The 22,407-nt window shown below is 65.5% G+C and carries 23 protein-coding genes; 14 read left to right on the top strand and 9 right to left on the bottom strand.

Annotation, left to right across the window (positions count from 1 at the left end; all coding sequences use genetic code 11):
* Window positions 1-32: 32 nt before the first annotated feature.
* Window positions 33-614, top strand: a complete 582-nt coding sequence (locus L630_RS0101090) for a NifU family protein (protein ID WP_024846442.1) — start codon at window positions 33-35, stop codon at window positions 612-614.
* Between the two features lie 270 nt (window positions 615-884).
* Here the strand turns inward: L630_RS0101090 and nth are convergent, their stop codons facing one another.
* Complete coding sequence (gene nth / locus L630_RS0101085; RefSeq protein ID WP_024846441.1) at window positions 885-1,685, bottom strand: endonuclease III; 801 nt, start codon at window positions 1,683-1,685, stop codon at window positions 885-887.
* A gap of 21 nt (window positions 1,686-1,706) precedes the next feature.
* On the opposite strand from nth, the gene L630_RS0101080 reads away from it, so the two are divergent.
* From L630_RS0101080 to L630_RS0101070, 3 genes are all read left to right on the top strand, one after another.
* The gene (locus L630_RS0101080) at window positions 1,707-2,189 is read left to right on the top strand and encodes a DUF2244 domain-containing protein (protein ID WP_024846440.1); all 483 of its coding nucleotides are present in this window, start codon (window positions 1,707-1,709) and stop codon (window positions 2,187-2,189) included.
* A 71-nt stretch (window positions 2,190-2,260) separates the two neighbouring features.
* Window positions 2,261-3,148, top strand: a complete 888-nt coding sequence (locus tag L630_RS0101075; protein ID WP_024846439.1) for a bifunctional helix-turn-helix domain-containing protein/methylated-DNA--[protein]-cysteine S-methyltransferase — start codon at window positions 2,261-2,263, stop codon at window positions 3,146-3,148.
* Window positions 3,149-3,200: 52 nt separating this feature from the next.
* The gene (locus L630_RS0101070; protein ID WP_024846438.1) at window positions 3,201-4,094 is read left to right on the top strand and encodes a ribokinase; all 894 of its coding nucleotides are present in this window, start codon (window positions 3,201-3,203) and stop codon (window positions 4,092-4,094) included.
* A gap of 214 nt (window positions 4,095-4,308) precedes the next feature.
* Here the strand turns inward: L630_RS0101070 and L630_RS23320 are convergent, their stop codons facing one another.
* Window positions 4,309-4,884: a thermonuclease family protein gene (locus L630_RS23320; RefSeq protein WP_024846437.1), complete on the bottom strand. Its 576-nt coding sequence runs from the start codon at window positions 4,882-4,884 to the stop codon at window positions 4,309-4,311.
* A 179-nt stretch (window positions 4,885-5,063) separates the two neighbouring features.
* On the opposite strand from L630_RS23320, the gene grpE reads away from it, so the two are divergent.
* Together grpE and L630_RS0101055 are read left to right on the top strand one after the other, a co-directional pair.
* Window positions 5,064-5,747 (top strand): nucleotide exchange factor GrpE, encoded by a 684-nt coding sequence (grpE, locus tag L630_RS0101060; protein ID WP_024846436.1) that lies wholly within the window; start codon window positions 5,064-5,066, stop codon window positions 5,745-5,747.
* Window positions 5,748-5,795: 48 nt separating this feature from the next.
* Window positions 5,796-6,428, top strand: coding sequence for a trimeric intracellular cation channel family protein (locus L630_RS0101055; protein WP_024846435.1), 633 nt, complete (start codon window positions 5,796-5,798; stop codon window positions 6,426-6,428).
* Window positions 6,429-7,080: 652 nt separating this feature from the next.
* Here L630_RS0101055 and L630_RS0101050 read toward each other — a convergent pair.
* Window positions 7,081-8,073, bottom strand: a complete 993-nt coding sequence (locus L630_RS0101050) for an adenosine kinase (protein ID WP_024846434.1) — start codon at window positions 8,071-8,073, stop codon at window positions 7,081-7,083.
* Between the two features lie 468 nt (window positions 8,074-8,541).
* Here L630_RS0101050 and L630_RS0101045 point away from each other — a divergent pair, with 468 nt between their 5' ends.
* The 5 genes from L630_RS0101045 (at window position 8,542) to L630_RS0101025 (ending at window position 11,292) form a co-directional block, all read left to right on the top strand.
* A complete protein-coding gene (locus L630_RS0101045; protein WP_024846433.1) occupies window positions 8,542-8,910 on the top strand; it encodes a hypothetical protein in 369 nt (122 codons plus the stop codon).
* 1 nt (window position 8,911) lies between these two features.
* Complete coding sequence (locus L630_RS0101040) at window positions 8,912-9,397, top strand: hypothetical protein (RefSeq protein WP_024846432.1); 486 nt, start codon at window positions 8,912-8,914, stop codon at window positions 9,395-9,397.
* 65 nt (window positions 9,398-9,462) lie between these two features.
* A complete protein-coding gene (locus L630_RS0101035; protein ID WP_024846431.1) occupies window positions 9,463-10,185 on the top strand; it encodes a sulfate transporter family protein in 723 nt (240 codons plus the stop codon).
* A 166-nt stretch (window positions 10,186-10,351) separates the two neighbouring features.
* Window positions 10,352-10,774, top strand: a complete 423-nt coding sequence (locus L630_RS0101030) for a VOC family protein (RefSeq protein ID WP_024846430.1) — start codon at window positions 10,352-10,354, stop codon at window positions 10,772-10,774.
* Window positions 10,775-10,848: 74 nt separating this feature from the next.
* Window positions 10,849-11,292, top strand: a complete 444-nt coding sequence (locus L630_RS0101025; RefSeq protein WP_034329075.1) for a DUF2214 family protein — start codon at window positions 10,849-10,851, stop codon at window positions 11,290-11,292.
* 887 nt (window positions 11,293-12,179) lie between these two features.
* Here L630_RS0101025 and L630_RS0101015 read toward each other — a convergent pair.
* The gene (locus tag L630_RS0101015; RefSeq protein WP_024846427.1) at window positions 12,180-12,797 is read right to left on the bottom strand and encodes a L,D-transpeptidase; all 618 of its coding nucleotides are present in this window, start codon (window positions 12,795-12,797) and stop codon (window positions 12,180-12,182) included.
* A gap of 290 nt (window positions 12,798-13,087) precedes the next feature.
* On the opposite strand from L630_RS0101015, the gene L630_RS0101010 reads away from it, so the two are divergent.
* On the top strand, window positions 13,088-13,585 hold the full coding sequence (locus L630_RS0101010) for an MmcB family DNA repair protein (RefSeq protein WP_024846426.1): 498 nt from the start codon (window positions 13,088-13,090) through the stop codon (window positions 13,583-13,585).
* Between the two features lie 3 nt (window positions 13,586-13,588).
* Here L630_RS0101010 and L630_RS0101005 read toward each other — a convergent pair whose 3' ends face one another.
* From L630_RS0101005 to opgC, 4 genes are all read right to left on the bottom strand, one after another.
* Window positions 13,589-14,155: an ActR/PrrA/RegA family redox response regulator transcription factor gene (locus L630_RS0101005; RefSeq protein WP_024846425.1), complete on the bottom strand. Its 567-nt coding sequence runs from the start codon at window positions 14,153-14,155 to the stop codon at window positions 13,589-13,591.
* Between the two features lie 63 nt (window positions 14,156-14,218).
* Window positions 14,219-15,523: an ActS/PrrB/RegB family redox-sensitive histidine kinase gene (locus tag L630_RS0101000; RefSeq protein ID WP_245263627.1), complete on the bottom strand. Its 1,305-nt coding sequence runs from the start codon at window positions 15,521-15,523 to the stop codon at window positions 14,219-14,221.
* Window positions 15,524-15,582: 59 nt separating this feature from the next.
* Entirely contained in the window at window positions 15,583-18,243 is a 2,661-nt protein-coding gene (gene hrpB / locus L630_RS0100995; protein ID WP_024846423.1) for an ATP-dependent helicase HrpB, read from the bottom strand.
* Window positions 18,176-19,354, bottom strand: coding sequence for an OpgC domain-containing protein (gene opgC, locus L630_RS0100990; protein WP_245263626.1), 1,179 nt, complete (start codon window positions 19,352-19,354; stop codon window positions 18,176-18,178). Before opgC ends, hrpB begins: the two co-directional genes overlap by 68 nt.
* Window positions 19,355-19,838: 484 nt before the next feature.
* Between opgC and L630_RS22330 the strand changes: the two genes are divergently transcribed.
* Both L630_RS22330 and bfr read left to right on the top strand, forming a co-directional pair.
* The gene (locus tag L630_RS22330) at window positions 19,839-20,150 is read left to right on the top strand and encodes a (2Fe-2S)-binding protein (protein ID WP_084465650.1); all 312 of its coding nucleotides are present in this window, start codon (window positions 19,839-19,841) and stop codon (window positions 20,148-20,150) included.
* Window positions 20,116-20,601, top strand: coding sequence for a bacterioferritin (gene bfr / locus L630_RS0100980; RefSeq protein ID WP_024846420.1), 486 nt, complete (start codon window positions 20,116-20,118; stop codon window positions 20,599-20,601). Before L630_RS22330 ends, bfr begins: the two co-directional genes overlap by 35 nt.
* A gap of 9 nt (window positions 20,602-20,610) precedes the next feature.
* Here bfr and L630_RS0100975 read toward each other — a convergent pair whose 3' ends face one another.
* Entirely contained in the window at window positions 20,611-22,404 is a 1,794-nt protein-coding gene (locus L630_RS0100975; protein WP_024846419.1) for a glucan ABC transporter ATP-binding protein/ permease, read from the bottom strand.
* Between the last annotated feature and the right edge of the window lie 3 nt (window positions 22,405-22,407).

Here is a 22,407-nt window from a genome sequence, read left to right as displayed (position 1 = left end):
ATAATTCCAAAGTTCCGACGCGGAGAGCGCCCATGTTCATCCAGACCGAATCCACGCCCAATCCCGCGACGCTGAAGTTCCTGCCTGGCAAGGTCGTGCTCCCGGAGGGAACCGCCGATTTCCGTGATGCCGAGACCGCCAGCAATTCGTCGCCGCTTGCCGGCCGCCTGTTCGATGTTCCGGGCGTCGTCGGCGTCTTCTACGGCTATGACTTCGTCACCGTCACCAAGAACGACGAGTACGACTGGCAGCACCTGAAGCCGGCCATCCTCGGCGCGATCATGGAGCACTTCATGTCCGGCCAGCCGGTCATGGCGTCCGCGACCCGCATTGCCGAGAACGATGCCCACGCCGCCGGCGAGGAGTTCTATGACAAGGAGGACGAGGAAATCGTCCTGACCATCAAGGAGCTGCTCGACACGCGCGTGCGCCCGGCCGTTGCCCAGGACGGCGGCGACATCACCTTCCGCGGCTACGAGAACGGCACCGTCTTCCTGCACATGAAGGGCGCCTGCGCCGGCTGCCCGTCCTCGACGGCGACGCTGAAGCACGGCATCCAGAACCTGCTTCGCCACTTCGTTCCGGAAGTGCAGCAGGTCGAACAGGTGGCGTGACCTTTCTGCGCTGACGCGCGGATAACTGATTAATCTTCAGAGGCGCCGGATTTTCCGGCGCTTTTGTTTTGCGGCGGGCAGTGCTTGCACCGCCGTGCGTCGGAGGCGTTCAGGCCTGGATGCCACGGTCAAGCCGTGGCATGACGAGGTGGATATGCTTAGGGCAGCGGTCCACTCGTGCCCGTCCCGCCAGTTTGCTGCCACGCTTCCACTTCGTCATCCCCGCCAAGCCCGCGAAGCGGGCGCGAGCAGGGGATCCATGCCCGAACGCTAAACCGAGCCGAAGCGGGTCAGAGAGGGGAGGCCCTCCCCCGACACCGTCTCGGGCAGCTCTTCGAGCGGTACCAGCGGTGCGGGGATGTCGGTCGTCTTCTCGGCCGACTTGCAGATGTCGGCGATGACGCATTTCGGGCAGTCCGGCTTCCTCGCCTTGCAGACATAGCGGCCGTGCAGGATCAGCCAGTGGTGCGCGTGGCGCATGAATTCATCGGGAATGATGCGCACCAGAATGTCCTCGACCTGCTCCGGCGTCTTTCCGGGCGCAAGGCCGATGCGGTTGCCGATGCGAAGAATGTGCGTGTCGACCGCCATGGTCGGCTGGCCGAACGACATGTTGAGCACCACGTTTGCCGTCTTGCGCCCGACGCCCGGCAGCTTCACCAGCTCGTCGCGGTCGGCCGGCACCTCGCCGCCATAGTCGCGGATCAGCGCCTCGCTGAGCGCGATCACGTTCTTGGCCTTGTTGCGCCACAGGCCGATGGTGCGGATGTATTCGCCGACCTTTTCCTCGCCCAGCGCCAGCATCTTTTCCGGCGTGTCGGCGACGGCAAACAGGCCGCGCGTTGCCTTGTTGACGCCGGCGTCGGTCGCCTGCGCCGACAGCACCACGGCGACCAGCAGCGTGAAGGCGTTGACGTGCTCGAGCTCGCCCTTCGGCTCCGGGCGCTGGATCGAGAAGCGGCGGAAGATCTCGCGAATCTCCGCCTGCGAATAGCGGGTGCGCGCACGCTTCGCAGAAGCGCGGGAACGGGTGGCGGCCGGTAACGCGGTTTTGCTCTTGGGCTTTTCCATGCCGCCTCTATACTGCGCGCCATGCAGGAAACGAAAGCCTTGGACGAGCCGATCTTCCGCGCCCTGTTGACGCCCCATCGCTCGCTGGGGCGAAAGGGCTTTCTCATCGTCATGAGCATCTTTGCGGTCACCTGGCTCGGCACCGGGGCGTTTTTCATGTCGCTCGGCGCCTGGCCGGTGTTCGGCTTCTTCGGGCTCGATCTGCTTCTTCTCTACATCGCTTTCAAGGTGAACTACCGCGCCGCGCGGGCGCGCGAGGAGGTGACCGTATCGCGAACGGCGCTGGAGATCCTGAAGGTCGCGCCCTCCGGCAAGCGCCAGCAGTTCTCGTTCAATCCGTTCTGGGCAAAGTTCCGCGTGCAGCGCCACGAGGAGATCGGCATCACCGACATGGCGGTGGAAGGCGAAGGCCGGCGCGTGCCGATCGGCTCGTTCCTGAACCCCGACGACCGCGAAAGCTTTGCCGCCGCCTTCGGCAGCGCCCTGGCAACCGCGAAGCGCTAGACCGCTTTGGCGAGAATCGGGTGGCGAATGACTCCCGGCCGTCCGATATTGGCGTTCAGGGAGATAGTTCCATGAACGTCCAGACCGCAACACTCGAACGCGACATCACGCCGGTCGGCAGCGACTATGAGATCGTCCGCCGCGCCATCGAGCTGATCAGCCTCGACTACCGCCAGCAGCCGACGCTGGACATGCTGGCCGAGGCGGTCGGCGAAACCCCATCGGGGCTGCAAAAGCTGTTCACCCGCTGGGCCGGGCTGACGCCGAAAGGCTTTTTGCAGGCCGTTACCCTCGACCATGCAAGAAGGCTGCTCGACCAGGGCGCGCCGCTGCTCGACGCCGCCTTTGAGCTCGGTATGTCGGGGCCCGGCCGGCTGCACGACCTCTTCGTTGCGCATGAGGCGATGTCGCCCGGCGACTACAAGAGCCGCGGCAAGGGGCTCACCATCCGCTACGGCTACCACCTCTCGCCCTTCGGCATCGCGCTGGTAATGACGACGGACCGGGGCCTGTGCGGCCTTGCCTTCTGCGATGCCGGCGGCGAGCGCGCGGCTTATGAGGACATGACGCGGCGCTGGGTGAACGCGACCTATGTCGAGGACATGGCGGCCACCTTGCCCTATGCGACCCGCATCTTCGACCCGCGCCGCTGGCGGCCGGATCAGCCGCTGCGCGTGGTGCTGATCGGCTCGGATTTTCAGATCCGGGTGTGGGAGGCGCTGCTGCGCATTCCGATGAATCGGGCAAAAACCTATTCGGACCTCGCGGCCGAGATCGGCAATCCGGCGGCGAGCCGCGCGGTGGGTGCGGCGGTCGGCGCAAACCCGGTGTCGTTCGTCGTGCCCTGCCACCGGGCGCTCGGAAAATCCGGCGCGCTTACCGGCTATCACTGGGGCCTGACGCGCAAGCGCGCCATTCTTGGCTGGGAAGCCGGGCGGCTGCTTGGCGCTTCCTCCTGACGCAGCGGCAGAAATCGGCTAAGCGATCACGGACAGCAAGGGAGACTACTTCGTGATCGTCGTCATCGGTTCCATCAATCTCGACCTGATCGCCACCGTCGAGCGCCTGCCGCGTCCGGGCGAGACCGTGCCCGGCGAGACCTTCGCCACCGCACCCGGCGGCAAGGGCGCCAACCAGGCGCTTGCCGCACGGCGGGCGGGCGCGGAGGTGAAGATGGTCGGCGCCGTCGGCAACGACGCGTTTGCGGGCGAAGCGCTGGCGCTGCTGCGCGATGGCGGCGTTGATCTTTCGAAAGTGCGCACGACGGAGACGGCAACCGGCATCGCCTCGATCCTTGTTGGGGCCGACGGCGAAAACATCATCGCCGTGGTGCCGGGCGGCAATGGCGAGGTGAACGAGGATGACGTTGCCGCCGCCGGCCTTGCGGCTGGAGACTATCTGCTGCTGCAGCACGAAATTCCGCTTGGGACCGTCGAGGCGGCACTCACAGCCGCGCGGCAGACGAGCGCGATCTCGCTCCTTAACACGGCACCGTTCCGGAAGGAGGCGGCAGGCCTTCTCGGCAAGGCCGACTATGTGATCGCCAACGAGACGGAGTTTGATCTCTATGCAGAGGCGCTCTGCCTTGGCGGCGCCGACCGCGAAGCTCGAATGCGCGACTTCGCTGAAACGACCGGGCGCACGGTGGTGGTCACACTCGGCGCCGAGGGCGTGGTGGCCGCGACGCCAACCGACTTCCTGCGAGCCGAAGGACTCACGATCGATCCGGTCGACACCGTGGGCGCGGGCGACACCTTTTGCGGCTACCTTGCCGCAGGCCTTGCCAGCGGACTCAACCTTGCCGATGCGCTGCGCCGCGCGGCGGTCGCTGGCTCGCTTGCATGCCTCAAGCCCGGCGCGCAACCGGCGATTCCGTTTGCCAAGGACGTCGACGCGGCTGCCTGACGGGGCCGAGACTTTCAGAAGCGCTGCCGCTCGGATCCTCCCCCGCACCGCGGGGAGGGGAACCACCGAAGGTGGTGGAGGGGGCTCGTGGAGCGCGGCGTTGAAGATGTCCGGCAGACCCTTCCATCAACAGCGCGGTAGTTGACAACTGGCGGGGTGGGGCGGAAGCCCTCAAAAATCCCGAAGGAGACCTGTTACTGCAGCACTGGCAATGTCAGTGAGACAAGTCCTGCCCGCACCATTGCGCCTTGCGGCCGGCCCAGCGCTGGGCAAGGCCCTCGCGCACGAGGATCTCGCCCGCCTCGCCGGCAGACGTCTTCACCAGCGCCAGCGTGCGGCCGTACTTGTCCTTGCCGTGGCGCTCGAGCCGGAAATTCCGGCTACCGAGGATTTCGGAAAGCCGCTCGGTCGCGCGGCGGGCGAGCTCGCGCTCGCGCTGGCATGAGCCGTTGATCTCCGGCGCGTCGATGCTCTCGATGCGCACCTTCTCGCCATCGATCCAGAACGTGTCGCCGTCGACGACACAGGTCACGCGCCTGCCGCCGCCGCAGATCGGCATTGGCCGCATCAGACCGACCAGCGTCACCTGTTGCTCGCCATCACCCTTGCCGCCCGTCGGCTGCAGCGACAGATCCGTCACCGTCCCGGCGTAGCGGTCCCACAGCGCGGGGCCCGCCAGCACCGCGATGCCGAGCGCCAGCCCGACGAGCCGCGACCACAGCCGTGACCGGCGGCGCGAACGATACGAGCCCAGCCGGGACGCCCGGCGATTTTGCTTGCCTGCGCGCATGGATCGCTCCCTGAGACGAGAGCGGTACCAGCACGAGGTTGCCCAAAGCTTATCCGGAGGATGAAAATTCCGCGCAACCGGTGCGGCAGGCGATAACTCCCCGCGCCCCTTGATTTTCCACCTGTGAACCTCGATATCGGGCGCAACTCTGTTAAATCATTCCAGAACAGGATCAGGCGATGAGCGAACAGCCAAAAGACGAACGCGCGCCCGAGGAAAACACTGCGGCGAAGAACGAGTACGCAGAGACGGCAGCGACCGGTGAGGCTTTTCAGGCCGGCGAGGCCGGGCAGGGCGAGGCTGCCGACTACGAGGTGGTCGTGCGCCTGGTGAAGGAGAACGAGGAGCTCAAGGACCGCGCGCTGCGTATTGCCGCCGAGATGGAAAACCTGCGCCGCCGCACCCAGCGCGACGTGCAGGATGCCAAGTCCTACGCGATCTCGAACTTCGCCCGCGACATGCTGCAGGTGTCGGACAATCTCGAGCGCGCGCTGGCGGCCATTCCCGCCGAGGCGAAGGAAAGCGGCGATGCCGGCTTCAAGGCGCTGATCGAGGGCGTGGAGCTGACCGGCCGCGCCATGCTGTCGGCGCTCGAGCGCCACGGCGTCAAGCGCATCAACCCCGAAGGCGAGCGCTTCGACCCGAACTTCCACCAGGCGATGTTCGAGGTGCCGAACCCGGAGATCCCGGCAAACACCGTCGTCCAGGTGGTCCAGACGGGCTACGTCATCGGCGACCGCGTTCTGCGCCCGGCCATGGTCGGGGTCTCCAAGGGCGGCCCGAAGCAGCCGGCTCCGGCAGCCGATCAGTCCGCAGGCGTCGAGCCGGGTCCGGTCAACGGCAACGCCGAAAAGGACGCCTAACTTTCCTTTCCGCGCGGCTTCCGGTAACCAGAACAGCAGGAGGCCGCGATGGACTGGATCACCCTGCTCGATTACGCCGGCATTGCCGTCTTTGCGGCCACCGGCGCACTCGCAGCATCGCGCAAGGAACTCGACATCATCGGGTTCCTTTTCTTTGCCGGGCTGACCGGCATCGGCGGCGGCACCATCCGCGATCTTGTCCTCGACGTGCCGGTATTCTGGGTGCAGAACCCCGACTATCTGCTCGTCTGCGGCGTCGTCGCCATCATCGTCTACTTCACCGCCCACCTGATCGAGTCGCGCTACAAGCTGCTGTTGTGGCTGGATGCCGTCGGCGTTGCCGCCTATTGCGTGTTCGGCGCCTGGAAGGGCCTGGTCGTCACCGGCTCGGCGCCGATCGCCATCGTCATGGGCATGCTGACCGCGGCTTTCGGCGGTATCCTGCGCGACCAGATCGCGGGCGAACCGTCCGTGCTGATGCGGCCGGAGATCTACATCACGGCCGCACTGGCGGGCTCGGTGGTGTTCACCTTCCTCGAGCTTGTCGGACTGCCGATCGCGGCCTCGACGACGCCGGCATTTTTGGTCGCGCTCGCCATCCGCGGCGGCGCACTCTGGTACGGCTGGTCGTTCCCGCCCTATCGCAGCCGCCCGGGCAGAAGGCCAGAGGATATTCCGTGAGGGTGAGCGCGGCGTGACGTCTTGCTCCCTTGGTCCGCTTCTTTTTTTCGAGGCGCTGCCTGTGGAATCGTTCCGGCATGGACCCTCGGGTCAAGCCCGAGGGTGACGATGGGATAAGCGTTTTGGAACAGCGCCGTACCGCTGTCACGATGCCCGCAGCGTTTCAGTTCGCGGGACGTCCGCAATTTCGCGAAACCATCCAAGCTTCGTCATCCTCGGGCCTGACCCGAGGATCCATGCCTGAACATTTCCCGTAGAAACGAGCCGTCACCACCTGCACGCCCGGATCCTCCCCCGCTCGCGGGGGAGGGGAACCACCGGAGGTGGTGGGGGGGGCTGCTGGCGGAGCGTCAGAGGCTTGGCGGGCACGACGGGGCGCAAAGGTGGTTATGTTGTCAGTGCCATTGCGGCGCATGTTGCGTCGGGAAGGCGTATGGGAGCAGCTGGCGCTCCGTGAGCCCCCTCCACCATGCTGCGCATGGTCCCCCTCTCCCATAAATGGGGGAGGATCCAGGGCGTGCCAGTGGGATTACCGGTGCCCAGACGAAGGGATTGTCACCCTGTACAAGATCGCGAATTCGGTCTGCGGATCTTCTTGCAGCAACCAGCGCAACCCAAGTTGAGCGCCAAGCGCCACAGCGTCTGGCCCCTTCTACAGCAGCCCGCGCTGTTGTGCTTCCTCGCGCAAATTCTGCATCGGGCGCGGGCCGACCTGCTGGATGACGAGGCCGGCGGCCAGCGAGCCCAGCGCGCCGCAGTCGGCGAGGCTGCGGCCCGTGGTGTAGCCGAACAGGAAGCCTGCCGCGTAAAGGTCGCCGGCGCCGGTGGTGTCGACCAGCTCGTCGATCTCGAGCGCCCTGACCTCGACCGTCTCGTCGCCGCGCACGACGACCGAGCCCTTTTCGGAGCGCGTGACAGCGGCAAGCTTGCAATCCTTGCGGATCGCATCGAGCGCGGCTTCGAAGGATTCGGTCTGGTAGAGCGACTTCAGCTCGCTCTCATTGGCAAAGACGATGTCGACGATGCCTGCGCGCATCAGGTCCAGAAACTCGTCGCGGTAGCGGTCGACGCAGAACGGGTCGGACAGCGTCATCGCCACCTCGCGGCCGGCGGCATGCGCGTGGGTGGCGGTGAGGCGAATGGCATCCTTGGCGCGCGGCGGATCCCACAGATAGCCTTCGAAATAGGTGACGAGCGCGCCCTTGGCCTTTTCTTCCTCAACATCGTCCGGACCAAGCTCGACGCAGGCGCCAAGATAGGTGTTCATCGAGCGCTCGCCGTCGGGCGTGACGAAGATCATCGAGCGCGCCGTGGGCGGCTCGGCCGTCAGCGGCTTCGTGTCGAAGGCAACGCCTTGCGCGCGAATGTCGTGGGTGAAGATGGTGCCGAGATGGTCGCTGCTGACCTTCCCGAAATAGGCGGCGCGGCCGCCGAAGCTGGCAACGCCCGCCGCCGTGTTGCCGGCGCTGCCGCCGGACGTCTCGATCGCCGGGCCCATGCGGCTATAAAGCAGTTCGGCGCGCTCGGCATCGATCAGGTTCATGGCACCCTTGATGATGCCGTTGTCTGCGAGAAAGGCTTCATCGCAGCGGGCGATGATGTCGACAATGGCGTTGCCGATGCAAAGCACGTCGTACTGGCTCATGTAGCTCTCCGGGAATTCCCGCAAACGGCCGTTTGAGGGCATGAATTACCTGAGCGGGTTTAAACCGTGATCCCGCAATTGCAAGGTTCCTGCACCTGAAAGGTTCCGGGGCGCGTCATTCCGCATGGTTATGCGCAACGCGCAAAGACTATGCGGCGCGGCTCTTCCGTTGAGGAAGGAGGCTTGCTGCCCTTATCCGGGCACCCAAGCACGACGGCCGGCACGCATCCTCCCAAGGTCAAGCCGCAGCCGCGATCTCCCCAAGGGCGCTGTGAACCTCTGCGGCGCCCGCTTGGCCGGCCCGCAACGAGCCTGAGCGCGGGCCGGCCGGCACCGGGATCCCGCAAGCCTGCCGGCCAAGTGCGACCAGTCCCGATCCACCCCATCTCAAGGGATCAAGATGAAAGCCTTAATCATCAGCCTTGTCCGGCCGCTTCGCCTGCTGCGCCTGAAACAGCGGAGGCCGCAATGAGAGCCGCCGCCATTCTTGTCCTGTGCGCGTCGCTTGCCGCGTGCAGCCAGACCGCCACCGAGTCGGCCGCCTACACCAGCGAGCCGGCAAAGCCTGCCCGCACCGCCGCTGCGGAAAAGCCCAAGCCTTCACCCGTTGCCGCAAAGGCAGCCGCCTGCGATGAAGCCATCAAGCGCCAGAGCAGTGCCCAGATGATCGGCGGCGCGCTGGGCATGGTGGGCGGCTTCGGCGGATGGGGTGGGCGTGGCGGCGCGGTAGCCGCAAGCGTTGCCTCCAGCGCCGGCGGCATGATCGCCAATGCGCAGGCGCGGCAGGCGGAAGCTGCCGTCATGCGCGACTGCAACCTCTCCTATCAGGGCTACTAGCATGCGCTGGCTGATCCCGATCGCCGCCATGGTGGCGCTGGCTCTACTGCACTCTTCGCCAGCACTCGCCTTTTCGAGCCGCGAGGCCGGCCTCGTTGTCGAGGTGCTCGAAGAACTCGCGAGAGCGCGCGGCGAAAGCGTCTATTACGATGAGGAAGCCGCCGACGACTGGTACGAGTTCGACAGCGAGGAAAGCGGGCTCATCCCGGCGGCCGGCTTTTCTCGGCCAAGCTGGCGCGAGGCGTATGAGCGGACGCTGAAGGGCCTGATCGCGCTCGTCCCCGAGGACGAGTTCGAGGAAATCAGCAGGGGCCTCACCGAAAAGATCGGGCGCATTGGCGGCCTTAGCGACAGCCAGCGCGCGGAGATCGTTGCCGAGATGAAGCAGGCTGCCGAACGGCTCGCTGGCGTCCGGGCGGAAGGCGCGGCCTATGCCGAGGCGGTGAAACCCTACGAGCAGCGCATGCGCGATCTCGCGGGGTTCTAGACAGGCACTGCAACCTTGCCGGGAGGGGGCGGGCCGCCTATCTCCTTTCCGACAAAGGAGAGCCCATGATCGTTGAAGCCGCGAGCGCCGCCGCCGCCCGACTCTTCACCCGCGAGTTCCGCGCCGTCCTCTGGAAGTCGCTCGGCCTGACGATCCTGGCGCTGATTGGCCTGTGGTTCGTCATCACCGGCGTGTTCGAGGCCTTCGCGCTGCCTTCGCTGCAGAGCCTGCTGCCGGATCTGCCCGACTGGACGAGCTGGTTCGGCTGGATCGCGGCGATCCTCGCCGGCATTGCGCTGGCGCTCGGGCTCGGCCTGTTGATTGCGCCGGTAACGGCCCTGGTCGCGGGCCTCTTCCTCGATGATGTCGCCGAGATCATCGAGAAGGAGGATTATCCGCAGGACGGACCAGGCCGCGCGCTCCCCCTCGCAACCTCGATCCTGGTCTCGACGAAGTTCCTGTTGCTGGTCGTCGCCGGCAACCTGTTTGCGCTGCTGCTTCTCCTCATTCCCGGCATCAACTTCATCGCCTTCTTCGTCGTCAACGGCTACCTGATCGGCCGCGAATTCTTCGAGTTCGCCGCCATGCGCTTCCGCAGCGAGGCGGAGGCAAAGGCACTGCGCCGCCGCAACGCAGGCACCGTGTTCCTCGCCGGTCTCATCATTGCTGGCGTTCTGTCGGTGCCGGTCGTCAACCTGATCGGCCCGCTGTTTGCGGCGGCGATGATGGTGCATCTCCACAAGGCCGTTTCGGCGCGTGAGGCGCGCGAGGTCAGGCCCGGCGGTTGAACGGCTGGGCTTTCGTTGCTAGCCTCATGGAGTCAGAAAAGGAGAGGCTGGTGCGGTTGGCCCAGCCCCCACAGGCGGAACCTGTGGGTCCTGGCAGCCTGATCGGGCGAGCCCCATGACCCTGGACGCAGCCGCAATTCCGCGGCGGCGAATGGAGGTTATGGCCATGCAGCAGCAAATTTCTGTCATCACCCTCGGCATTGCCGAACTCGCGCGCTCGCGCCGCTTCTACACCGAAGGTTTTGGCTGGCAGCCGGTGTTCGAAAACGAGGACATCATCTTCTACCAGATGAACGGCTTTGTCCTCGGCACCTTCCTGATCGCCTCGCTCGAAGAGGACATGAACCGGGACCGGCTCTCCACCCGTGGCGCCTTTGCGCTCGCTCACAATGTCGCCACCCGCAACGAGGTGGAGGCGGTGATGCGGCGCCTGCTGGACGCCGGCGGGACGCTGCTGCGCGCGGCCGACGCGCCGCCGCACGGCGGCTTTCGCGGCTATGTCGCCGACCCCGACGGCCACGCCTGGGAGGTTGCCTACAACCCGGCATGGCGGATCAGCCCGGAAGGGTTCGTCACCTTTGGCGTCTAGGGCGCATCTGCCCGCCTGAGTTGACGCAGGGGAAGAACTGCGGGAACCTCCCGTCCGCGCAACGGACGGGAGGAATGGCCGTGCTGACGGACCTTGGCCTTGCAATCCTGCATCATGTCGTCGTCTTTTCGATCTTCGCGGTTTACGCAGTCCGCGTGGCCTTCGTTCGTCCCGGCCTCGACGGCGAGGGCACTGCGCGGCTGGCGAAGTTCGATGCCGCCTATGGCGGGCTCGCGATGCTCGCGCTCGTCGTCGGCTTTGCCCGCGTCTTCCTCGGCCTCAAGGGCTGGGACTATTACGGCGGCTATTGGGTTTTCTGGGCCAAGGTCGCCTCGTTCGTCCTCGTCGGGCTGTTTTCGATCAAGCCGACCCTGCGTTTCCAGAAGTGGCGAAAGGCAAATCAGCCTGTTTCTTCTTCCCAAATCGCCCTTGTCCGTCCCTGGCTTCGCGCCGAAGGCGCCGCCCTGCTGGCAATCCTCGTCTTCGCGGCGATGATGGCGCGCGGGGTGGGTTATTAGGTGGATAGGGGCGTAGTGGAGTAGGGGCTTAGGGGCTTTTAGGGCGAGAAGGTACCTCCTGTTTTCCCAGCAAGCACTTCCGCCGAAGACGGCCGCAGCCCCGGGATCCTCCCCCATTTATGGGGGAGGGGGACCATGCGAATCATGGTGGAGGGGGCTGATGGGCACGCCGCATCCACGACGAGGGCATCGCCGAGCACCGCCCGGCCGAGCAAATCTCCGACGATCCGCTGCCGCGCGAGCACCGCCCTCGGATTGCTGTTCGTTTCAATACGAGCGCGGGCTTTGTCACCAACGATCCCGCCGGGGATCGCGTGGTCGATATCCGCTTTTGCATCGCCCTGCGGCTGCAACGTTCACGCATGGATGCCACGGTCGAGCCGTGGCATGACGACCTTGAGAGGTCTCGAACGGACATTGGCGTCCCGCCCGCGCCACCGCTTCGCTCTCACGCTTCAACTTCGTCATCTCCGCTAAGCCCGCGAAGCGGGCGCGAGCAGGGGATCCATGCCTGAACGTTGAAGCCTGGTGCGGCGGGCACTGCTTGCACCGCCGTGTTACGGAGGTGTTCAGGAGTGGATGCCACGGTCGAGCCGTGGCATGACGACCTTGAGAGGTCTCGAACGGACATTGACGTCCCGCCCGCGCGGCTGCTGCTTTGCTTAACGCTTCAGCTTCGTCATCCCCGCCAGGCCCGCGGAGCGGGCGCGAGCAGGGGATCCATGCCTGAACGGTGAAACGGAACCGGCGGCGCAGGACTACGCACTCAACGAAACCTCGTCTCGTCGCCTCCTAAACACCGCCCAAAACCAAGAAACCGGGCATTGCTGCCCGGCTTCTTGTTGCGACGTCAATGTGTTGCCTAGACGGTTCGCGGTAGATTCCTGTCAGATGACGACCACCTTCGCGCCGATCTCGACGCGGTTGTAGAGGTCGATGATGTCCTGGTTCATCAGGCGCACGCAGCCGGAGGAGACGTTGCGGCCGATCGAGTTCCATTCCGGCGTGCCGTGCAGGCGGTAGCCGGTGTCGCCGCGCTTGTTGAAGAGGTAGAGCGCGCGGGCGCCAAGCGGGTTGCTGAGGCCGCCCGGCTGGCCGTTGCGCCACTTGGCGAGTTCCGGCTGGCGCTTGATCATCTCGGCGGGCGGCGTCCAGGTCGGCCACTCGCGCTTCATCGCGACGCGCGTGGTGCCGCTCCACTCGAAACCTTCGCGGCCGACGCCGATGCCGTAGCGCATCGCCTTGCCGTCGGCCATGACGAGGTAGAGGAACTTGTCCTTGGTGTCGACGATCACCGTGCCCGGCTTCTCGTCCGTCCTGTAGCGGACCACCTGGCGATGGTACTGGCGCGGCACCTGGTGAATCGGGATCGACGGCAGCTGGTAGCCGGCATCGCGCTTTGCACCGTATTCTGCGGTAAAGATGCTGAGTTCGCCAGCGGTGCAACCTGCCAGTGCAGCAGTCGCGCTCAGCGCTCCCAAAAGAAATGTCCGTCTCGACTGCATGTGTCGCCTGAATGCGTAGGGCCAATTTGCGGCCCGATTCGAGCCACATTCCTGTCATGGTTTCCATATTGCGGGCGCCAGAAATTGCCAAGTGACAGCTGCGTCGGTCACGCTCCGTGACGCATTGTTTCTTTCGCGCTATTGCAAAATAGCAACTATTGCGTGCGGTAAGGGGCTCTCGCGGAAAGTATTTCCTGACGCTGCGTCATTGTTCGCCCCTGACGGGAAGTGGCAGTTTTTCACCTCAGCCCGGCTTTGCAACGAAGGCCCGCCAGTGGCATGTTCGGGCCATGCCGATCATTTCACCTGTTCCCGTCAATCCGCTTCTCGACGGACGCCAGTCCGAGCGCGCGATGCTGGTGCGCCGGGGCGTGCAGCGCCTGCTGCTCGAGATGAGCATCACCTCGCTGCCGGAGCTTTGTCTGCCTAACGGCCGCCGCTCCGACCTCCTCGCCATGACGAGAAAGGGCGAGATCTGGATCATCGAAATTAAATCGTCGGTCGAAGATTTTCGCGTCGACCGGAAGTGGCCGGAATACCGCGACTATTGCGACCGCTTCTTCTTTGCCACGCACCCGCAGGTTCCGGCGGAGATTTTTCCGGAAGAGTGCGGCTTCATCCTCTCCGACGGCTATGGCGCCGAGATGCTTCGCGAGGCGCCGGAACATCGCCTGCCGCCGGCAACGCGCAAGTCACTGATGCTGCGCATAGCCCGCGCCGGTGCGGCGCGGCTCACGGCAGCCGAAATGGCCGGGGTGTCGATCCCGGCCCTGGACGATGAGGATTGAGCTCTAGCGCGGCGCGCGCTTGGCAAGGATGCGCTGCAGCGTGCGGCGGTGCATGTTGAGCCGGCGCGCCGTTTCCGAGACATTGCGGTCGCACATCTCGTAGACGCGCTGGATGTGCTCCCAGCGCACGCGGTCGGCTGACATCGGGTTTTCCGGCGGAGCAACCTTTTCCGCTCCGGTGCGGGTGAGCGCCGCGTAGACGTCGTCGGCGTCGGCCGGCTTCGACAGGTAGTCGATGGCGCCGAGCTTTACGGCGGTGACGGCCGTGGCGATGTTGCCATAGCCGGTCAGGATGATCGCGCGGGCATCCTCACGCTTTTCGCGAAGTGCCGCCACCACGTCGAGGCCGTTGCCGTCGCCAAGCCGCATGTCGACCACGGCATAGGCCGGCGGGGCGGCCTTAACCTTGGCGATCGCGTCTTCGACCGACTCTGCGGTGTCGACGATGAAGCCGCGGCCTTCCATGGCCCGTGCCAGTCGCGTCAGGAACGGCCTGTCATCTTCGACGATGAGCAAGGTCCGGTCCTCGCCCAGGATCTGCGTCACGTCGGGGGATACTTCCTCAGTCATGCCTGCCGCTCCGATCTTCCTGTTCTTTAGGCGATCTAGCGCCTCTTCATGCTTTCGTCCAACTCAATAGCTCGCTTCGGCCGCGGGGGTGCGCGACAGGAACGCTTCGCGCGGCCAGGTAACCCTGACCACCGCGCCTTTTCCGGGTTCGCTCGAATTGCCGAAGCTGACGCTCGCGCCCGAGCGCTCCAGCAGCGTCTTGGCGATGAACAGGCCGAGGCCGAGCCCGCGTCCGCCCTCGGCGGGCGACCGTCTTGACATGTAGGGTTCGCCGATGCGGTCGACAATCTCGGCTGGGTAGCCCGGCCCGTCGTCGACCAGCTTGAGCTCGACGCGCCGCTCGTTCCACTGCCAGCTGAGTTCCACCTTCTCGCGGGCAAAGTCGACCGCGTTCTCGACGAGGTTGCCGAGGCCGTAGATCACGCCGGGATTGCGCCGTCCGACCGGCTCGGAACCCTGGCAGTTGCCCGGCTGCAGCACGATCTCGATGCCGAATTCGCGGTGCGGCGCAATCACCTCCTCGATCAGCGAGGTCAGCGGCAGGCGCGCCATGTGCACCTCGCCCTCGCTCGACAGGCTGGTGAGGCGCTTGAGGATGTCGCGGCAGCGTTCCGATTGGCTGCGCAGCAAGGTCACGTCCTCGCGGAAACGGTTATCGTCGCCGAGCGCGCGCTCCATTTCCTTGGCGACCAGCGCGATGGTGGCGAGCGGCGTGCCGAGCTCGTGCGCGGCGGCGGCGGCAAGGCCGTCGAGCGCCGACAGGTGCTGCTCGCGTTGCAGGATGAGTTCGGTCGCGGCGAGCGCGTTTGCCAGCAGGCGCGCTTCCTCCGCCACCCGGTAGGCATAGACGGCGGTGAACGCGATCGACGACACCACCGCCACCCACATGCCGAAGATGTAGATGAACGGCATCTTGAGCGTTTCGCCCGGCGTCCACGGCAGCGGCAGGTGGAAGAACATCAGGATCGTCGCCATGCCGACGACGAGGAGGCCCAGCAGCATCGTCCAGCGCGCCGGCAGCGACGTCGCCGAAATCACCACCGGCACCGTCATCAGCAGCGAGAACGGGTTGGTGAGGCCGCCGGTCATGTAGAGGAGGCCCGCCAGCTGCAGCGCGTCGAATAGCATGATCGCGAGCGCAGCTTCCGGAGGCAGGCGATGCGTCGCCGGATAGCGGAAGGCGAGGAACAGGTTGAGCCACGCCGACAGCGCGATCAGCGCGAAGCAAAGACTCACCGGCAGCGGGAATTCGAGCAGGTAGGCGACGAGGAGGACCGCGGCGCTCTGGCCGACGATCGCAAGCCACCGCAGCCGGATCAGCGTGTTGAGGCGCAGATGGTGTATCTGCTGGGGGTCTGGCTTGCCCATATTCGTCAGCATGTCCAAGGGTATACGCGTGCGCCTCGGCCACGCCAAGTGCGGAAACGTTACTGGCCGCGCGGTTTTGCCCGCGCTGTCGGGGCTGCCTCCAGCGGATTTTCCGGCCACACATGCTTCGGATAGCGCCCGCGCATGTCCGCGCGCACGTCGGCCCACGAGCCGCGCCAGAAGCCAGGCAGGTCCTGGGTCGTCTGGATCGGCCGGTGCGCCGGCGACAGCAGCTCCAGCGTCAGCGGCACGGTCCCGTTGGCGATCGAAGGATGCTTGTCGAGGCCGAACAGCTCCTGCACGCGGATCGCCAGCACCGGCCGCTCCTCGTCGTAGCGGATCGGCAGCGAGTTGCCGGTGGGTGCGGTGAAGTGCGTCGGTGCGAGCTCGCCGACCTTGCGCTGCAGCTCGTAGGGCACCAGCGACATCAGCCCGTTGGTCAGCACCTGCTGGTCGATCCGGGCAAGCGACGCTTCGCCGGACAGGAACGGCAGCAGCCAGTCGTCGAGCTTTTCGATCAGCGCCGCGTCGCTCATGTCAGGCCATGGGTCGCCCAGGCCCTTGTGCAGCCAGGCGAGGCGCCGGCGCAGCGTCTCCGCGCCCTTGCCCCATTCGAGGATGGCGAGCCCGTGGGTTCGCACCGCCTCCACCACCGCCTTGTCCGCCTCCGGGCCCTTTGGCGGGGGCAGCTGCCTTTCGGCGAGCCGGATCGCGCCAAGACGCGTCGTCTCGCGTACGCGCACCGAGCGGCGCTCCGGGTCGAACACGCTTTCGGTCACGGTTTCCAATCGGTCGGCCAGCACCCGCCGCACCTCGTCTTCGGTCACGGCGCAGGCGGCGGCGATGCGTGCATTCTGCGCCTTGCCCTGCAGGTCGGCGACGACGAGAAACTCCTCGCGCGCCAGCGGCTCCGTCGGGTCGAGCATCGCCCCGCGCCCGTTCGCCAGCACGAAGCGGCCATATTCGCCCCGCGCCTTCGCGACGCGATCGGGATAGGCGAGGAGCAGGACCGCGCCGGCAGAGGTTTCCTGGCTGGCGCTGTTGCGGGCAGCAGCGTCCCTGGTACCCCCACCCCTAGCCCCTCCCCACAAGGGGGAGGGGGATTTTGAGGTACCACCTGAACCCGTTACGTTACCCGTTTCGGCGGGCCCACCTGATAAGTTCTCTCCGTCCGCACCTTGCGGTGACGATTGCCAACGTTCCCCTCCCCCTTGTGGGGAGGGGTTCGGGGTGGGGGTATTTCCCCGCGCCGACGCCTCCGCGCCTCGCGCCAGCTTCTCCGCCATGCCCTTCGCGGCCTGTGCGCGCGGACTGCGGTCGTTGCGGAACGAGGAAATCCGCCGTTCGAGATCAACCGAATTGCCGCCAAGGCCACGCTCGGTCAGCAACACCGCGAGCTGCGCCGCAAGCCTCCCGTCGGGCGCTTCCGTCACCATGTGCGCGAGACGGGCGGGCAGGGCGAGCTTGCGCATTGCTTCGCCGGTCGGCGTGATGCGCCCGTTTTCGTCGAGCGCGCCGAGTTCGCCAAGCAGGCTGCGCGCTTCGGCAAGAGCCGGCGCCGGCGGCTTGTCGAGGAAGGAAAGCGTCGCCGGATCGCTGACGCCGAACGCTGCCGCGTCCAGCACCAGCCCCGACAGATCAGCCTCGAGAATCTCCGGCGGGCTGAAGGCAGGCAGTGCGGCCGTCTGCTCCGCACGCCAGAGCCTGAGCGCCACGCCCGGCTCGGTTCGTCCCGCACGTCCGGCGCGCTGGTCGGCTGAAGCGCGCGAGACGCGCACGGTCTCAAGCCGCGTCAGTCCTGTGGCGGGCTCGTATTTCGGCAGCCGCGCAAGGCCGGAGTCGATTACCACCCGCACGCCGTCGATCGTGATCGAAGTCTCGGCAATCGAGGTGGCGAGCACCAGCTTGCGGCGCCCCGCCGGCGCCTTGCGGATCGCCGCGTCCTGCGCCTTGCCGTCGAGCCCGCCAAAGAGCGGCGTGATGTCGACATTGGCGGGAAGCCTGCCTTCCAGCAGCTCCGCCGTGCGCTCGATCTCGCGCTGGCCCGGCAGGAAGGCGAGCACGCTGCCTTCCTCCTCGGCAAAGACCATGCGGCAGGCCTCCGCCATTGCATCTTCGATGCGCTGGTCGGCCGGGCGCTCGCGGTAGCGGATCTCGATCGGGAAGCTGCGCCCCGCGCTTTCGATCACGGGAGCCTCGCCGAGTAGGTTTGCGACCCGCGCGCCGTCGATGGTGGCCGACATCACGAGGATCTTGAGTTCCGGCCGCAGCGCCGCCTGCACGTCGAGGGCGAGCGCCAGGCCGAAGTCGCCGTCGAGCGAGCGCTCATGGAATTCGTCGAAGAGGATGGCCGAGACGCCGGTGAGTTCCGCGTCGTCGAGGATCATGCGCGAGAGGATGCCCTCGGTGACGACGAGGATGCGCGTCTTGGCCGAGACGCGGCTGTCCATGCGCATGGCATACCCGATTGTTTCGCCGGGTTCCTCGCCGAGCATTGCCGCCATGCGGCGCGCGGCGGCGCGTGCGGCGAGCCGCCTTGGTTCGAGGAGAAGGATCCTGCCGTCCCCCCGCCATGCTGCATCGAGCAGGGCGAGCGGGACGAGGGTGGTCTTGCCGGCGCCAGGCGGCGCGACGAGGACTGCGGATTCGCGCTCAGACAGAGCGTCGAGCAGCCGGGGCAGAACTTGCGATACGGGCAGGGACGGTAGTTGCTTCGCCATGACGCGCCGGTATGCCCGAAGTCGAAGCCGCCTTCCAGCCATTCTGGACGCCGCGGTACCACTCGATGTACCAGGCAACGGCGAACTGCAGCACGATGCCGGCAGCAACGATCGCGATGTCGACCTCGAGGTTGGTCACGAACACCATGCGCCAGGCCTGTGCCGCCATCGACAGGATGGTGCCGGTGACGAATACGGGAAGCGCGTGGCGGCCCATGATCGACAGCGGATTGTTTTCCGGCAGGCGGGCAAGGCCGTTCACCCACGGCAGGCTGACGACGAGATAAGCGATCGACAGGACGTGCAGCAGGCGCGGCAGCGACAGGTAGGTCTTGTCGAAGCCGGTGAGCACAGCAGGCAGGCCCATAGAGATGTCGACGCCCCACAGCGGCAGCTTCACCCAGACGAGCGCCAGCACGGCATAGGCAGCGGCGATGCCGATCAGCAACGGGTTGCGTGGCAGCTTGCCGCCGCGCTTGACGTAGGTCATGCCGGCAAGGCCGATCACGAACAGGAACTGCCACGACAGCGGGTTGAGGAACCACACGCCGTCGTTCGGGTAGTTGAGTGGGCCGACCTTGTAGATGCCGGCGAGCAGCCAGACGAGGCCCGAGGCGGCCACCATCGCCAGCTGGCTGAAGCGGCCGATGATCAGGAAGACCGGCAGGAGCACCAGCACTGCCGCGTACATCGACAGGATGTTGTTGTAGCCCAGCTGGTGACCGAGCGTGACGATACCGAACAGCGCCGCGGCGGTGTCGTCCATCACCGGACCGATGTTGATCTTTTCGAGCAGCTCCGGCGCGGCAAATTGTAGCGCGAAGTAGGAGAAGATGCCGAGCGTCGCCATCGTCGTGCCGAGCTGCGCCATGTAGAGGACGCCCGCCCGGCGCCACATCTTCAAGGTCAGCGGCAATGCGCTCTGCCAGTTGAACTTCAGCCCATAGGCGAAGGCGGCGGAGATGCCGGAGATCAGCACGAAGGCTTCGGCGGCGTCCGAGAAACCGAAGTTCTTCGTCGTCAACGATTCCAGTGGGTTGCCGGGAACGTGATTTATGAAGATGGTGATCAGGGCCACCGCCCTGATGACGTCAATCCGGGTATCTCGCACGCTTCTCTTCCAGTTGTTCATGCCCGTAAATTGGCGGGCATTGATATGGTTCCGGCTGAACAACTTTGTCGCAGTCGGGGCGAACTTAGAATCGTTCTAAGTTATTGATCTATGAGTGTTTTCATCAGCTTTTGATTGACAGCGGCGTGCCGCGGGGCTTTTATGGCGGCGCGTCAGACGACGCAACCCTTTGATGTCCGGGCCTTGAACCCGGTTGATTGGAGGTAGCAGTGATGGATCGCGTAATGGTGCGGCAGCGCCGCATCGCAGCTCGGCTTTCGCCCTTCCTTGCAACGCTGGCTTTGACAGCCGCGGCCTTCCTCCTTCCTCCCGCTGACGACGGGAAGTCAGCAAATGTCGCAGCTGATGCAATTCGGCTTGCGGCAACTTATATCCCGGCCGACGCCGCTCCGGTTCCTGCCGGACAGCACTGAGTGTATTGAGCCCGGCCGCGCCATTGCGCGGCTCAGCCATGAGTAGGCAAATGCTGGTCTGCCACTGCAATCTCATTACCGCCAAGGAAATCGAGGAGACGATCGTCGCCCTCCTCGACGAGGACCCATGGCAGCTCATCGTGCCTGCAAAGGTGTACCATCGCCTGAAACAGCGTGGACGCTGTTGCGGCTGCTTCCCAAATGTGGTGGAAACGATCATTCGGGTCACCGAAGAGTATCATCTGCGCCATGGCGCGGGTGAAAGTGAGATCGTACCATTCCTGGACCGTGTACGTGGATTGCGCGGCCAATTTGGAGGCATGAGCCATGAAGGGCGAAAGTCAGATCATCGAGCGGCTTAACGAGGCGCTTTTCCTCGAGCTCGGCGCAGTTAACCAGTACTGGCTGCATTACCGCCTTCTGGAAGACTGGGGTTACCTCAAGCTTGCTAAGAAGGAGCGCGAGGAATCGATCGAAGAGATGCACCACGCGGATAAGATCATCGCGCGCATCATCTTCCTCGAAGGCCACCCGAACCTGCAGAAGGTTGGACCGCTCCGCATCGGCCAGAACGTCAAGGAAGTTCTTGAGGCGGATCTTGCCGGCGAATACGACGCCCGCACCTCCTACAAGCGCTCGCGCGAAATCTGCAACGAGCTTGGCGACTACGTCACCATGAAGCTGTTCGAGGAACTGCTTGCCGACGAGGAGGGTCATATCGACTTCCTCGAGACGCAGCTGCAGCTCCTGGAAGAGCTTGGTGAAAAGAAGTACGGCCTGCTCAACGCATCCTCCGCGGACGAAGCGGAATAAGAGACCGGCTTACGCCGCCTCGGGCGCAAGTTCCGGGGCGGCGTCAAGAACCACAGGCGCGCCCTGTGGCTCAGTCAGGGCGCCGAGGCCGCCCGCACGTAGCAGCGATGCAAAGCGCCCGCCATCCCGCTCGGCAAGCTCGCGGAACGCGCCCATCTCGACGATGCGGCCCTTGTCCATGAAGATCACCAGGTCGGCGTCGCACACGGTCGAAAGGCGGTGGGCGATGACGAAGGTCGTGCGGTTTGCACGCAGGCGGTCGATTGCCTCCTTCACCTTCATTTCCGTCTCGACGTCGAGCGCGGACGTCGCCTCGTCGAGGACGAGGATCGGTGCGTCCTTCAGGATCGCGCGGGCGATTGCGATGCGCTGGCGTTCGCCGCCCGACAACTGCGATCCGCGCTCGCCGACCATCGTGTCGTAGCCCTCGCTCTTGGCGAGGATGAAGTCTTGTGCTGCGGCCGCGACGGCAGCGGCATGGACCTCGCCATAGCCGGCATCCTCGCGGCCGAGCCGGATGTTCTCCTCGATCGTGCGGTTGAGCAGGCCCGCGTCCTGAAACACGGTCGCGATCTGGGCACGCAGCGAAGCGCGCGTGATCGTGCGCGTGTCCATGCCGTCGACACGGATCGTGCCGGACTTGGGATCGTAGACCCTCTGCAGGAGGTTGATGAGCGTCGACTTGCCGGCGCCGGTTGGGCCGACGATGGCGACGGTCTTGCCGGCCGGAACGTGGAACGAGATGTTCTCCACGCCCGAGCGCGAGTCAGGGAACTGGAACGAAACGTTCTCGAAGGTAACGTCGCCGGCAACGCGGCCGATCGGGCGGGTACCCAGCGGCTCGCGGCGCTCCCCGCTTGCATCTTCCATCGCATAGAAGGGCTCGAGCTTTGCGCGGGCCTCGAACACCTGCGTGACAAACGCGGTGATCTGGTCGAGGCGGCCGATCAGCAGCGTCGCAAAGCCCGCAAAGGCGACGATGTCGCCGATGTTGAGCTGGCCCTTTTCGACCAGCAGCGCGCCGATGATCAGCACCACCATCATCGAGATGGTGGCCGACAGGCGGTGCAGGGCGCTGGCCAGGGCCCACCAGTTGAGCACCGGGAACTGCGCGTTGATGAGCTCGGCCGTGTAGGCGCGCAGCGACTGCGTCTCCTGCGCAAGACGGCCGTAGCTCTGCAGCACCGAGACATTGCTGATCGAGTCGCTGACATGCTCGAACACGCGGTGGTAGTGGCGCTCGACCTGCGCCTGCCCGTCACGGGTCTTCTCCATCACCAGCCGGCCGATCATCACATAGGTGACGCCCAGCGCAACCAGCACCAGCGCCATCCGCCAGTCGAGCGTGAGCGCGGTGGGGATGAGGAACAGCAGCGCGACTGCCGTCGACAGATGCTGGCGCATGAATTCCAGCCACAGCGAGAACAGCGTTTCGAGCGCGCGCAACAGGGTGTGGAGCGAATTCGAGGTGCCGTGCTTGTGATGCCACGCCAGCGGCATGTTGATCACCTTCTCGAAGGACGCGGCCATGACCTCGGTGCGGCGGCGGTGAGCCAGCCGGTCGGCGGCACGCGCAACCAGAACGAAGGCAACGACGTTGAATACGCCGAGACCCGCCCACAGGCTGATCTCGGACATAACGCTCCGCTCCTGGGCAATGGACTCGATCACACGGCCGAACAGGATCGGCTCAGCGATCATGATCGCTGCCAGTACGACATTGGCGATGCAAATGGCCGTGACCTGCCGCTTGTCGGCGGCGAGATAACTCAGGGCTCGGCTATAGATTTGCAGGAGTGTCACGCA

The sequence above is a fragment of the Aminobacter sp. J41 genome (assembly GCF_000526635.1).
In the GTDB taxonomy this organism is placed as follows: domain Bacteria; phylum Pseudomonadota; class Alphaproteobacteria; order Rhizobiales; family Rhizobiaceae; genus Aerobium.
Note: the sequence above shows the minus strand (reverse complement) of the source record. Positions and strands in the feature narration are given on the sequence as shown.